At 30.6% G+C, this 14,017-nt stretch carries 9 protein-coding genes; 4 read left to right on the top strand and 5 right to left on the bottom strand.

Features of this window, described 5'->3' with window-relative positions; genetic code table 11:
- Positions 1–35 precede the first annotated feature (35 nt).
- The gene (locus KDK92_RS11010; RefSeq protein ID WP_250859305.1) at positions 36–872 is read right to left on the bottom strand and encodes an SLAP domain-containing protein; all 837 of its coding nucleotides are present in this window, start codon (positions 870–872) and stop codon (positions 36–38) included.
- A gap of 434 nt (positions 873–1,306) precedes the next feature.
- Here KDK92_RS11010 and KDK92_RS11005 point away from each other — a divergent pair, with 434 nt between their 5' ends.
- From KDK92_RS11005 to KDK92_RS10995, 3 genes are all read left to right on the top strand, one after another.
- Complete coding sequence (locus KDK92_RS11005; protein WP_276575941.1) at positions 1,307–1,804, top strand: helix-turn-helix domain-containing protein; 498 nt, start codon at positions 1,307–1,309, stop codon at positions 1,802–1,804.
- 66 nt (positions 1,805–1,870) lie between these two features.
- The gene (locus KDK92_RS11000; RefSeq protein WP_250859303.1) at positions 1,871–2,731 is read left to right on the top strand and encodes a tyrosine-type recombinase/integrase; all 861 of its coding nucleotides are present in this window, start codon (positions 1,871–1,873) and stop codon (positions 2,729–2,731) included.
- Positions 2,732–2,757: 26 nt separating this feature from the next.
- On the top strand, positions 2,758–3,627 hold the full coding sequence (locus tag KDK92_RS10995) for a hypothetical protein (protein WP_250859302.1): 870 nt from the start codon (positions 2,758–2,760) through the stop codon (positions 3,625–3,627).
- 225 nt (positions 3,628–3,852) lie between these two features.
- On the opposite strand, the gene KDK92_RS10990 is transcribed toward KDK92_RS10995, so the two are convergent.
- Entirely contained in the window at positions 3,853–4,545 is a 693-nt protein-coding gene (locus KDK92_RS10990; RefSeq protein WP_338115267.1) for an Rpn family recombination-promoting nuclease/putative transposase, read from the bottom strand.
- Between the two features lie 697 nt (positions 4,546–5,242).
- Between KDK92_RS10990 and KDK92_RS10985 the strand changes: the two genes are divergently transcribed.
- Positions 5,243–7,120: a hypothetical protein gene (locus KDK92_RS10985; RefSeq protein WP_250859300.1), complete on the top strand. Its 1,878-nt coding sequence runs from the start codon at positions 5,243–5,245 to the stop codon at positions 7,118–7,120.
- Between the two features lie 80 nt (positions 7,121–7,200).
- Here KDK92_RS10985 and KDK92_RS10980 read toward each other — a convergent pair whose 3' ends face one another.
- The 3 genes from KDK92_RS10980 to KDK92_RS10970 form a co-directional block, all read right to left on the bottom strand.
- Positions 7,201–7,557 carry a hypothetical protein gene (locus KDK92_RS10980; RefSeq protein WP_250859299.1) on the bottom strand — a complete coding sequence of 119 codons (357 nt, stop codon included), beginning with the start codon at positions 7,555–7,557 and terminating at the stop codon, positions 7,201–7,203.
- A gap of 357 nt (positions 7,558–7,914) precedes the next feature.
- Positions 7,915–9,609, bottom strand: a complete 1,695-nt coding sequence (locus KDK92_RS10975; protein WP_250859298.1) for an Ig-like domain-containing domain — start codon at positions 9,607–9,609, stop codon at positions 7,915–7,917.
- Positions 9,610–10,004: 395 nt separating this feature from the next.
- Complete coding sequence (locus tag KDK92_RS10970) at positions 10,005–13,976, bottom strand: Ig-like domain-containing protein (protein ID WP_250859297.1); 3,972 nt, start codon at positions 13,974–13,976, stop codon at positions 10,005–10,007.
- Positions 13,977–14,017: the final 41 nt, after the last annotated feature.

Below are 14,017 nucleotides of genomic sequence, written 5' to 3'. Positions count from 1 at the left end.
ATCAATTCTATATAAAGAATTATTCACTTTATATGTTATTTTTTAAAAACTACCTTACACTTGCTTATATCCGCATCTTTATCAAGAACTTTATCTGGAGTTAAATTGAAATTATATACTCTTGCCTTCGATGGATTAACACTTATATTCTCAATATTAAATACTCCTCCAGCAACAAGTTTATCTTCTGCATCTATTACTGTAATCGGAAGCGTATTAAGCTTAATTGTCTTGTCTAATCCATTACATATTACTAATACAATTGAAATCGAGCCATCATTTTCTTTTTTCATTCCATGTGTTAATATTTTAACTTCCCCTACATTAATAAGTGGCATTTTCCTTAAAAATTCTTCAAATTCATTACGCACCTCTGCTGATAATTGTTCTGGAAATGCTTCATATTCAACCTTTACTGTTTTCACAGCCTTAATTGATTTTTCAAATTGAATTTTCCAATCTTGTTCTGAAATCATATCTACGAATATGTTTTCCTTATTAAAATAAATTTTACTTGGTCTGCCCCCCAAAGGTGGAATTATTCCCACATCACTCATATTAAATATTTGACGGGCAAGTACTTTATCGTTTTCATCTACAATAACTAAAGGAACTATATCTAAAGAAACTTGTTTTGACAATCCATTTCTTATGTAAACACTGACTTCTAATTTATCTCCCATATTATATGCATAAATTCCGTTAATTGAAACTTCCCCCTCCTTTAAAGGTGGTAATTCCGCTAATTCATCACTCAACATGCCTTTTCGGAATTCAGACATAGTATTTTCATCAACCTCACTAAGCGACAAGTTTATATCAACTTCTTTTTTTACATCTTCATTATTAGTCTTATTTTTTAATTCACTCATTTAAAAATCCTCCTGTCATATAATCACTACTTCAATTGAATTATACTTTAAATATTGAAGTGTTTCTCTATAAACACTAGTATAACATACTATATTTAACACTATAAATAATACAAAAGATTATTTTATAATGTAATTTGACCTATTAGCATTATACCATAAAATAAATAACTATCTTTCAACTTTAAATTAAAAGTGTATTAATTTTTTCATATTGTTAATAATTTAATAATAATAAACATTATTCCAATCTAAACTTTCTATATTTAAGGATTAAATCATATTTTATTCAAAATGTTACGTTTTTGAGAATTGATATATTGACTGTATTGCACTTTCTTGCTATCATTTATAAAGTACTGGTATGATTAGAAAATAAATCATACTAATTCAAGCTTTATGATTACTCCCGTAGAAAGAGGCATATATAAATTATGGATATAGGAAAAAACATTCAAAATTTGAGAAAAAAACTCAATATGACACAACAAGATCTTGCTGAATGCATTGGATTAAGCAGATCTGCAATTTCACGTATTGAAGGCAAAACTTCTTCTGATACAGACTTATTAGAAGTTATAGCTGAAGCTTTTGATATTCCCTTAATATCTTTAATATCAGAGAACGACACTTTAACTCATGATGATTTACGTAGTATTAATGATACTAAATCTATTCGTGATATACATACAAATAGTATTGAAATGTATAGAAAGTTACCTGATAGAATGAAAACTTTAAGTAGAGCTATGGGATTAGAGGTTTATAATGAAATCCTAGAATGTGAAAATAGAGCAGTATCAAATTTCGCAAAAATCCTTCAAAAAAACATTGTATCAATTTTTTATGAAGATAATAATCTCTCAGCTGATAAATTTATTAAGTTTATTGATTCTTATGCTTCAGAGTGGATATCTAATAATAAGATTTAAATTAAGTATTCAAATACAGACATTTATCTTATAAAACAAAAGATTAATAAGGAAAGGAAAAGAAAAATGCTACTACATAAGGTTATAGAAAAATTCATACATAATTTAATTACAACTGATAAAAGCAAAGAAACCATAAAATCATATACTACAGACTTATCAACATTTGAAAACTTTATTTATGCAAAATATAACTGTCCAATGTATATAACAGATTTGGAAGTACCTGATATAGAAGATTATCTATATTCCTTAAAACTGAAAAATCTTTCAACGGCTAGTAGAAGCAGACATCTTTACACTCTAAGATCACTTTGGAATTATGCATATAAAAACAAATTATGTAAATGGAATATTGCTATGGGGGTTGAGCCAATTAAAATCCAAAAAAAAGAGCGTACTTATTTATCAGCTGAAGAAGTAAATGAACTTATTGGAGCAATTGATCACACACTAATTAATTTAGTTATTCAAACATTATTTTACACCGGTATGCGAATCAGTGAATGTCTTAATTTACAAATTGCTAATGTTAATTTTGAGAATAAAACAATCCATGTAATTGCAGGTAAAGGTAACAAGAATAGAAATATTCCTATTAATGACCACCTACTAATACTTTTGAAAGATTACTTAAATAATGATAGACCTGAAATTGACAGCAATTACTTCTTTGCCACTAAAAGATCTGGTAAATTAAGTTCTGCTTATGTTAATCGTATATTAAATGAAACTGTTAAAAATCTTGGTTGGAATAAACACGTTACTCCACATATACTACGCCACAGTTTTGCATCTAATTTAATAAAAAATGGTGTAAACTTAGTCCATGTACAAAAACTTTTAGGTCACTCTAATCTAAAAGTTACTTCTATTTATACGCATGCTAACTTTGATGAATTAGGTGAATCAGTAAATACTTTATAAAATACTAAAGAAAGAGGTGTGATTATATGTCCGAATTACATTTAAATGAAAATTTTACCGAGAATGACTCACTGAATGAGGTTGCTGCAAGTTTAACTAGTAATAGTAAGTCTAATTATGATGATAAATTTATTTTAAAAAGATTATTAGAAGGTCATACAAGAGATGATATAGCTGCTGAACTTCGTCATAAAAACTATAGAACTCTAGATATGTATATGAGGCGCCGTGGTTATATATGGGATACATTTAAACAAACTTATATACCTAAGCTTGAAGTCTCGACTAAGGTAGAACCTACTCCTGCATTAAATAAGGTTCAAAAAATTATAAACTTATTTAATACAGGAAATGACCCAATGGAAATAGCAAAAAAAGTTGGAATGAAGGATCACCGTGTTATGGCTGAATATATGAAAAACAAAGGATATTTTTGGTCAGCGGAAAAACAAAATTATTCCCTTGCAAAAGGAAAGCAATCTAGAGAAAATTTTGAAATTCACCGAGATAGTATTGAAATCCACCATAAAAACGATGAAATTACAAATTATAATGATGATTTAATGAGAGAGAAAGTCATTTCAAAAGAATGTGATACTTTCTCAAATATTGATAGATTACAAAATTTACTTCCTATGCTTGAAATGATTGATAAGCACAAAGATAAACTTGCTGAATTATTGTCTACTAATATTTCTAATACAATTCCTAGATATGTTATTGGAGGTATTACAATAACTAAGTCCTTGTGTATGTCACACCCCCTTTCTGAATTGATTAAAGATTTCAGTAGAGAAAAAAATATTAGTCAAAGAGAAATATTCGAAGTGGCTATTATTGAATTTTTAAATAAATATGGATATGAAAATGAAATTAATTCACTTTTTATAGACTAGTAAAAGCCTGTTCTGCATACTAGTTGAAAGTGTAGTTGTGAATTACGAAGAATACCATGTAGATTCTGACTGAAGTCAGAATCTACATGGTATTCTTCTTTATAACACAATCTTTAACTTTTTTATCTTTGATAAAATACTGTATTTCAAATTCACAGTACTATCATTGTCTCTTTTACAATTCAATTATTTCATTCAAAAATCCTATCACTTTATCAAGCTTTTTTACTTACACCTATTCCATAATTCTCTTACTTTCTCTACTGATAATTTTACAATTTTTGCGGATGTATCAATATCTAGGCCTAATTTCAGTGCCTCTATCGCAGCTTCTTCCCTTCCCACTTCTCTTCCTTCTTGTTTTGCCTTATTCAATGCACTTACTTTATCCTTCAAGATTTTACTTCTCATTTCATATAAGGCTCTTTGATCTTTATCATTACTTATCCTTACCAATTCATCTTTTGCTTCTTTTATCTCCTCAATACTCATTTCTAAATCCCTAACCTTCTCACTTTCAGGATTTTTCAAAAATTCTGTCCACGCTACTAGCATATCTTTTTCGTCGCTATTATCTTTTAATTTCGGTATTTCTATAAAATGTATTTCCATTACATCTGTTAATTCCTCACCTGTTTCTCTTTCTTTTAATCTATATCCATTATGAAATTTATCATTATTCAAATATTTAAAATTAAGGATATTAATGCATACTGTTCTTTTTAGCTTAGAGTAATCTTCCCCTTGACCAAGTTGTTCTTCATATAATTTGCTCCAGTAATAGAGACTTTTTTTAATCATATTATATTCATTCTTAAGTTGTATTTCTACATTAATTATCTCGTTATTACTTGTTTCAGATCCAAATATTTTCTTAAAAACAAAATCTATTTTAGGATCTAACAAGCCTTTTAACATTTTTTCACTTTTTTTCATTTTTCTACTTAAGCAAATTCACATACCTTATCTTAATATAATTATATACCACATTTTATCTTGTTTAAACTTTTATTATTTTAAAATTTATATTCTGTTTTTAATAAAAAAGAACTATCAAAATGTATTGTTCCATTTTGATAGTTCTTTCTTATTATTCAAAAAGTCGAAGACTTAAAAACAGCCGTTCAGTTACAAACATTTTTTATATTAATAACCATTTATATTAATAAAATCAATATTTTTGTCAATAATAGTAGTATATATTGTAATTATTTAAATTTTATGAGACAACATTTATTTTTATAATATTATTTCGTGTAAACAATGTTGTAACTTTATTAAATATTTAATGAAGTTTGATGAAAGCAATTTTGATTATTCGTTATTCTAATATGCTGATTACAAAGCCTTTTCAAAGCCTTCGCCTGTGGACAAGCAATAGCCCCATTTATACCTAACAATTTTTGGTATTAGATTTGGTAATATAAGTGCTATTAACCCAACAACAATCAAAGTAACATACAACAAACCTGCTGAGGATGGAGTAGCTGTTACTTTAAAAAAGGGTTTAGTTCCTTATAACACAACTAACACGTGGAATGAGGACAAAACTTCAGTTGAATTAAAAAGCTCTTTCAATTTACCAGCTGGTGACTATAAATTAGCTATCACAGGCTTGGACGATGAAACTATTAGCATTGAATCTGAAAAAGCTGAAGCATTAACAGTTAAAAAACCTACTATTGAAAAGAAAGCTGCTGCAGCTTTAGAACTTGAATTATTAAACCAATACGGTGAAGAAATGACACTAAACCGTGCAGACTTCACAATTACTGCTTACAATACTACAGCTACTACTGCAGTACCAGTAGCAGGTGCTAAGTTTGAACTTGACTTATCAAATGCAACATTTGAAAAAGATAATAAAGTTGTTGTAACAATAGTTCACAACAGAACTGGTTTATCAGTAATTGAAACATTAACTATAGTTGATGAAGCAATTAACAACCAATTCGAGTTTGGTAATGTAATTATACCAGAAGAACAAACAAAAATCTATGCTGGTGATACAAATGTTGAAGTAGAATACGTTCTTGTAGACCAATACGGAAACAAAATTGAGCTTGCTGCTAATCAAGGGCCAGCTGCTACAATTGATGGAGTAACTTTTGTATCAACTGATACTACAGTAGTTGATCCTGCTACTTTTGCAACAGATGCTGATGGAAAATTAACTTTCACAGCTGGATCTAAAGGTACTGCAACAATTACAGCATTAGTTGCTGCAACTGGAAGCGTTTCTACAGTAGCAATAGATGTAGTTGATTCAGAAGCTGTATCATCATTCACTGCTTCAGCACCTGCAAGCTTAGTTGTAGCTAGTGAAGATGTAGTTATCCCATTCGTTGCTATTGACCAATTCGGAGCTCAAATTAAAGCTAAAGATGTAAGCGTTGCTGATAGAGCTAAAGTTACATTCTCAACTTCTAACAATGCTGTTATATCTGCAAGTGATTTCTCTTTCAATGCTGATGGAGAATTAGTATTAAATGCAACTGGAGCTGGTAGTGCAACAATATACGTTTACTTTGACGGAGCTCTTCAAAACAGCATCTCATTCAGCGTTGAGGAAGCTGCTGTAGCAACTAGAATTACTGCTGTTAAAGATATCCCTGCTTTATTTGAAGCTGATACAACAGCTGTAAAAGTTATTGACAAAGATAACTTAACTGTAGTTGACCAATACAACAGAGAAATGACATTAACAAGTGAAACTGTTGATATCGTTGCTAAAGATGGAACTGCAAATATAATCACAATAGATGGAGCATCATTCACAGTAGGTGGAGGCGATGAAGACGTACAATTCGCTGGTACTTCAACTGCTGGAAGCGAAGTATTCACAATTTCTATAAACGGAGTTACTGGTTCTGGAATTGATGTAACTATCGGAACTGTTAAAACTGAAAACATCGTATCTTATGAATTAGAAGCTGTTGAAAACTTATACGGAAAAGCTGGACACGATAAAGATTCTGCATATGCAACAACTCTTGTATTAGAAGGTAAAACAAGTGCTGGTAAAGTTGTAGCTCTTAAACCAGGAAAAATCACTAATGTAACTTCTACAAACGCAGTAATCGGTACTGATGTTACTGGTAATGTTGGTAAGATCTTCGCAACTGATGAAGCAACTGCTAAAGTAGCTGTATGGAGTGGAGCTGAAAAACTTGCTGAAATCGATGTAGAAGCAATCACTGATGCACCAATGGCTAAGACTAACAAATTCTCTGAAGAGAGTGTTACTGTAGCTCAAAACATTGCAGCAGTTGATGCTAACACTGCAATCAGTAGTCTATTAACAATTGAAGACCAGTACGGAGTAGATATAACTGCAACTGCTGGTGGAATGTGGACATCTTCTGATAGTTCATTAGTTTCTGTAGATGCTTCTGGAAACACTGTTTCTTCAGCAACTGAAACTGGAACTGCAACTATTGGATATGTTACAAGCAATGGTTTAGTAGTAACTATAAACGTAACAGTTGAATAATAAATCTGATATAGATTTTAATAAGTAACAAAATAAGAAAGAAGGAACAACATCAGTTGTTCCTTCTTTTTCATTTTCATTTATTTTGACATTATAGTAAGTGTTGTTCCTTCTTCTGTTTTACTTGTAGCAATCGTAGCCTGATGATTCTCCTTTTCTACAGTAAGATTGGCAGGCTTATTATCTTTAGTAACTTTCCATCCATCCTTTTTTAAAAGTCTTTCATATTTCTTTAAGACATCTTCAGGACTTGCATCTTTAAGTTTATAAACAGCAATCCCCATCTGTCCTTCAATCGGCTCTTTAAAATCTTCAATTACCATACCTTCATACTTTGGAAGATAATTAAATTCTTCAGTATATGTGATTTCTTGATTACATGCTATAAAACTCACTGCAAACAAGAGGAACAAAAAAGATACACTAATTCTCTTCATCTTAAAACCTCCTATATATAAACTTATTTTCACCTTATATTCTTCTTCAAAACCAAAGCTATATATTTATATAACAAAATAATTATCAAAAATAGTATTATCTAAAAGATTACTATATATGCTAAAAAGAACAAAGAATAAATAACAAGTAAAGTGTTATAATTTGTTCTTTATTCTTTATTCTCTGTTTACTGCCTTTAAACCTGGGCGTATAGTTAATTAAGTTGTTTTACCAAAGTTATATACCCCTAAAAACAAACGCGCTAATTTCGAGTTTCTGAGAGGTTTTAGGCATATATAAAGAGAGCACCCTAATTTTTAAGATGCTCTCTTTTCATTTTTACATTATACATATAATTATTGTCCTAAAATAACGTCTACACCGTCAGCGTAAATATCAGTACGCTCTCCTAAAATATCCTCTAAAGAATTGATTTTAAGAACATAATCCTCGTTGTAATTCAAACCTTCAAAAGTTAATATCAGTGTACTACCATCAACATATCTAACACTGCTACAGCCAATCAAGATCTTTCTATTTTCCCCTTGGCTACATTCTAATAAATAATTAGCAGTTTCTAGATTCACTCCGCTATTTCTTATCTCACCAGAGAACGCTACCTTAATATGATCATTCCCTATAACAACTGCATCTTTAACATAAACACCTTGATAGTTTACATTACTACCTTGGAATTCACAATCAGATGCATTTGAATATGAATTTCCCATCTCATCTTTCATATATTTAGATACATTTAAATTATAAATTTTATTTTCTCTAACTTCATCCTTTAAATATAATTTAACCATAAAAGGATCTTTTTCACTATCATAAGATACCCTAATTGGACTAGTATAAAGACGCTTACTGGAAATATCTCTAATCTGATAATAACTAGTTTTCAAAGCAGAGATTTTATCTATAGGTTTATTGAAATACACATTTATAACCCTTCTGTTAACTGGTTCAACATATGTTATATCAAGATTGATTTTTGTACCGCCATACCAGTATACTTCACGCTTTTCGCTTTTTAATTTGCTTAAGTTAAAATTATCGTTAATCCCTTTCACAGTTAGCTCATATTCTTCTGAACTCTTTAATTTAGGGTAGATAGTTAATTCAACTGATTTTAAGTCATCACTTAAATTAATTTTTGTGATAGTTATAGGATTATCATTAGAATCTAATAGAAGGTAATTTTTTTTCTCACCTGCTGTGTTTTTATCAAATGCTTTATTGAAGTTTATTTTTACAATAGTTTCACTCAATGTTTCAACATCATCAATTTTAATATCTTCATTTTCACTATCGATACCCTCAAAAATCATCTGCTCTCCTAAGCCATTTAGAAGTCGAACTCCATAATCGCTCATTAAATCTCCTAAAACCTTAATAGTATACTCCTCATTACTATTAAATACATGCTCCTTAAGATAAATTGAAATTTCATTGTTTGAACCATCAACTCTTTTAACATCCATAGTCTGATAGCTACCCCTAATAAACTCATAACCATCTCTTAGTATTTCATAATAAAGAGGTAATTCAGCCCCCTCATTAATTGGCTGAGTAAAATATACATTTAATCTATTCTTACTTACTACTTCAATATTTCTAATTTTAAAGAAATCAGAATCAACTTTTTTAATCTCAAATTGAAGCTTGTACGGCTTAGATAAAGGTTTTCCTTGATGAGATTTAAGTCCCTCATCTAAACATAAAAAGTAAGACTTCCCCTGTTCATATTCTTTGCCAGGAATAATTTTTAGAGTCTTCTCTTCCTCAATATACTTAAGTTTGATATTACTAACTTTTTTATCCTTAGAATCCAAAACATAAATATTCTTATTATTTATAGTTTGCTTGTCCAATCCTGTTGAAAAAACAATGCTCCATTCCTTATTAGGTAATTGGACTTCCTCTCTCACATCTAAATCCCATTTATTATCATCACTATCCGCGAAAACAGACACTGTATTGGACGAAACTAACCCAATTAAAATACTGAAAACAATAAATAACTTTAAAATCCTTTCTTTTTTCACATCATACCCTCCTATATACTAACTATATTTGTCTGATATAGAGATTATAACATATTTTTCATAAAAAAAAGTTTAAAAAAGGAAACAATTTTATATGTTTACATATCTATCTGTAACTATTACTTCCATCAGTCTCTGACACTCTTTCAGGAGAATCATCATTCTAATTTGTTAATACATCATATTATTGAGCTATAAACTATGGATATTATTTATTCAACTATATATTATTCATCTCTCAGGATTACTCAAAAAGAAGACTGATAGATACTTAGATACTAAGTAAATCTATCAGCCTTTAAAAAAAAGAAAGGATACCGAAGTATCCTTTCTCATTTAACCTTTAATTTTTAGTTACTTTATCTATACTATTCAGATTAAGCATCCCAAATTTTTTAGTTGTCTGTAATTAATATTGCATCTGAAGTTGTATTACCAGCAGCATCAGTGATGTTAGCAGTAACATTACCAGTAACTGTAATCTCAGCTACTAGAGTAGTACCTGCGTCAGCATCATCTGCTAATGCTACAGTTAGAGCTGTATTATCAGCATTCCAAGTTTTTGTAACTTTATCTGCATTTGTACCAGCAATAGCTAAAGCATTCTCAACAGCAGTTACACTACTAGCATCTAATGCTTCGCTAAATGTGAATACATGTGAATCACCTTCAGCTAAAGCAATTTTAGCATCATCAGCAGAATCAGCTTGCTCTAAAATTGAAGATGTAACAGTTGGTGCTTTACCTTCTAATACAGTGAATGTAAACTCTTTAGTCTCACTAATAGTACCTTTAGTTAAAGTAGCTGTTAATGTAACAACTTCATTTACATCATCTGTAGCACTTTGAGTAATAGTTACTGTACCAGTAGCATATGCTGCAACATTAGAAGTATCTGCAGTTTCTGCCCATGCGATAGCTACAGTTTGACCATCTATTGTAGCTGTTTCTGGTAAAGTTATATTACCTTTAACAGTATCTTTATCTTCAGAAGCTGTGAATGTGAAACCAGCATAATCTAAACCTGTTTTAGCAGAATCAACATAATATTGATCTGGATTTGCAACATCTCCAGCTTCTACAGTTACGTTTGCAGCATATAAAACGTTGTTAGCTGCATTATCTTTTACAACTACATATAACTTATCATTAGCAGCAACATCGCCTTTAGCAATAATTAATCTATCTCCAACAACAGTAACTGTTTCAGGAGTTAAATCTGCTACGTTATAAACTGTTACTGTATGATTAGCTGTTGATAAACCAGCATAAGTAATCTCAGCTGCAGTAGAATCATTTCTTACAACTCTTAATCCACCATTTTGAACTATTCCATCAAAATCGCAAGAATCATTAGCTGTTGATACTCTATAAGTGCTTCCACTTACTAATGGAACTGTTAATGTAACATTATCATCGCTATCAGTTGAAGCAACTAAATCACCGCTTAATGTATCATTAGCAAGTACTTCTTTAACAGAAGTCACAGGTCCACCTACGTTAATAGTAGTACCATTAACTATTTTAACACCTTTAATGTAGTCAGAGTTAATTACTTCTGAACCAGTGAAAATGTGCTCTACATCTCTAACAGATGATAGATTACCAGCTATATCTTTAACACCGTTAATTGGAACTAATTTGTAAACTATTGTAGCAGATAATGGTGTAGATGTTTCTAATCCAACTTTAGTATCAGAATATCTATAAACACTCTTAATGTTTACATACTTAGTTACATTATCTTCGTCATAAGAAACTCTATAGTTTCCTAATATTGGATTGATACCTTTCTTTCTTAATGAATATGAACTAATTTTTTCATCATATTCAACTACGATGTTTGTATTATCATCAGCATAAACATTTGCAATTACAGGTTTTTCTTCATCGATGATGTAAGGTACTATTGGAGTTTTTTCATCCTTAGCAGCTGTACCTGCCATATCTGTAATTATGTTACTGAAATTCATCTCTGTAGTTTTATTATAATCATAATTAGTACCAACTATGAAATCAACGTAAGTCTTATCTGAACCTTGGTAGTATGCTGTTGGCGTGTCATTTCCTGAAATTACAACAGTTCCTAATGTACCTGTAACTTGAACCTCTTCATTAAAGTAAACTCTTACAGTTTTAGCATCTCTTTGTTCCCAATTCACAACTTCTGGAGCTATGTTTGCACGAGTAGTTCCAATGAATTTAATAGGAGCTTCAGCTGCCACATAACGTAATGTGTTACCAGTAGGGTCTGTTACACCTCTTAAATCTGTAATCTTGTAAGTTGCATTATTAACTAATGTACCTGTCTTAGGTTTAAATACAAGTAATGTATCATCGTCACGACTAGAAGCTAGTTCGAAAACAACAGTAGTATGATCACTTAAGTTTTCAGCTGTAAACTCAGTAGAAGATGTATCAACTGCTTCACTCATGTATACCCATACTTCGTCTTTGTGTAATGCTTCTGCATATAACATTTCTGGTCTTTCGTTGTCATTCTCTACTCTCTTACCAATAAATTCTCCATATGCATCAACTGTTTCATTACCTGAAGCATCAGCTATGTTATTTATAGTAATTCCGTAAGTTTTGTTTACTTTTTGAGAAGCCATTACTAATTTAACTACTTTACCTTTACCAGAGCTTGTAACTGTAGCACTTATTGGTGAACCAATATCGTGGCTTCCATAAATTTCAGCTATATCGTAGTTTGTTGGATCTTCAGCAGCTTCTTTATTTACTACTTCATTGAAAGTTAAGTAAACAATTGTGTTGTTACTAACTTTAACATTTGTAATGTGTGGTGGAGTTACATCATCACCCTTACCAACGAAATAATATTTTCTGTAGCTTGAACCAACAGTCTTCATTGCATTACCAAATTCGTCTGAAATACCTTTTACAGTTAATGTATAAGATTTAGATTTTGTTTGCTCACTAGTAGTTAGTATTACAGTTCTTCCTGATGTTGTATAAGGTTCATCTTGATCTTCTACTTCAACATTTAAAACTTCTAAATCATTGTTAAACTCATAATTGTTAAGATCTAAAACAGTACCGTAATCTAATGCGTTAGTTTCATTAATTGTGAATCTAACCTTTGTATTACTTAGAACTTCAACACTTGCAGGATCAACAGATGGAGATGTTTTATCTGCAACTCTTCCGTAGAATGTTCCTTTTAATGCTTTTTTGTTAATGTTTTCTGCTACAGAACCATCTTTTAAGTTATCAATTTCAACTGTGTATTTCTTACCAGCAGTTTGAGCTTCTGTAACGATTATTACTTTGTCATATAAATATGTGTCAGTATTTAATACAGCCTCGATAGACTCTATCTCTAATTCAGTTGTACCAGTTTTGATTGTATAGTTGCTTACATTTTCAGCAGACTCTTTATCAACACCATTTACATCACTGAAAAGAACTTCAATACGAGTGTTGTTAACAGGAACAACTTTTGAAATTGTAGCAGCTAAAGTATCAACTTTTCCTACAAAGTTTCTGCTTGTTTTAGCTACTTTTACATCATCAGCACTTAAAACATCTGCAATTTTTAAAATAAACATTTTGTTTTTTGTAACACCTTCTGTAGTTAATGTTACAGTTTTTCTTGAACCACTTAATTTAGCTTCTAAAACAGTTGCATCCTTATTTAATGTATAGTTAGCAACATCTTCAGCTGTTTCTCTATCTAAAGGCATGTCAAAGCTTATTTCTACTCTTTCAGTATCAACACAGTTTACAGTTTTAACTGTTGGAGCTGAAGTCTTCTTAGCAATACCAGTGAAGTTTTTTGAAACTTCATTAGCTGTTATAGTGTACGCTTGACCAGCATCCATTGCATCAGTAGTTAATATAACAACGTCACCTTCAACAGTTGCATCTATAACTTCTACAACGTCTTCAGTTCCTTTTTTAACGATTTGAAACCCCGCTGTTGAAACTGCTTCAACTTCTTCTTTTAATTCAACTTTGATTTTTGTATTACTAATAGCACTTACATCAACTACTTCAAATTCGTCTGAAACGCCGTTAGAAACTTCTCCATCAGCAGCTTCGTAATCAGCAGTTTCACCTTCAACATTTGTATAAACAACTGCTGGGATTACTGAAGTATCTTCTAGGATAGAGTTATCATTGTTATACCATTTGTTCATAGCTTTAACGTAGATTGAACCCTCACCTTTGTTTTTCATTGCATCTAAGATTTCTTTCTTGTTTTCATCTGCATTAGCGTATTTAAAAGCAAAAGCTTTCTCACCAATTACAACTGATTTGTCTGGCATTGCAGCAAATACGTTAGTTGTTCCTGCTAACATGATAGCAGCTAAAACTGAGCTAGTAATTTTTTTACCGTTCATAATTTGTTACCCTCCAATTATATCTATTTTTTCTTAACAAT

The organism is Oceanirhabdus seepicola (assembly GCF_023684385.1).
In the GTDB taxonomy this organism is placed as follows: Bacteria; Bacillota; Clostridia; order Clostridiales; family Clostridiaceae; genus Oceanirhabdus; species Oceanirhabdus seepicola.
Note: the sequence above shows the minus strand (reverse complement) of the source record. Positions and strands in the feature narration are given on the sequence as shown.

Excerpts from the sequence above, each read along its gene's own strand:
- KDK92_RS11000 (WP_250859303.1), top strand. The coding sequence starts at position 1,871 with ATGCTACTACATAAGGTTATAGAAAAATTCATACATAATTTAATTACA.
- KDK92_RS11010 (WP_250859305.1), bottom strand. The coding sequence starts at position 872 with ATGAGTGAATTAAAAAATAAGACTAATAATGAAGATGTAAAAAAAGAA.
- KDK92_RS10970 (WP_250859297.1), bottom strand. The coding sequence starts at position 13,976 with ATGAACGGTAAAAAAATTACTAGCTCAGTTTTAGCTGCTATCATGTTA.
- KDK92_RS10980 (WP_250859299.1), bottom strand. The coding sequence starts at position 7,557 with ATGAAGAGAATTAGTGTATCTTTTTTGTTCCTCTTGTTTGCAGTGAGT.
- KDK92_RS10995 (WP_250859302.1), top strand. The coding sequence starts at position 2,758 with ATGTCCGAATTACATTTAAATGAAAATTTTACCGAGAATGACTCACTG.
- KDK92_RS11005 (WP_276575941.1), top strand. The coding sequence starts at position 1,307 with ATGGATATAGGAAAAAACATTCAAAATTTGAGAAAAAAACTCAATATG.
- KDK92_RS10990 (WP_338115267.1), bottom strand. The coding sequence starts at position 4,545 with ATGTTAAAAGGCTTGTTAGATCCTAAAATAGATTTTGTTTTTAAGAAA.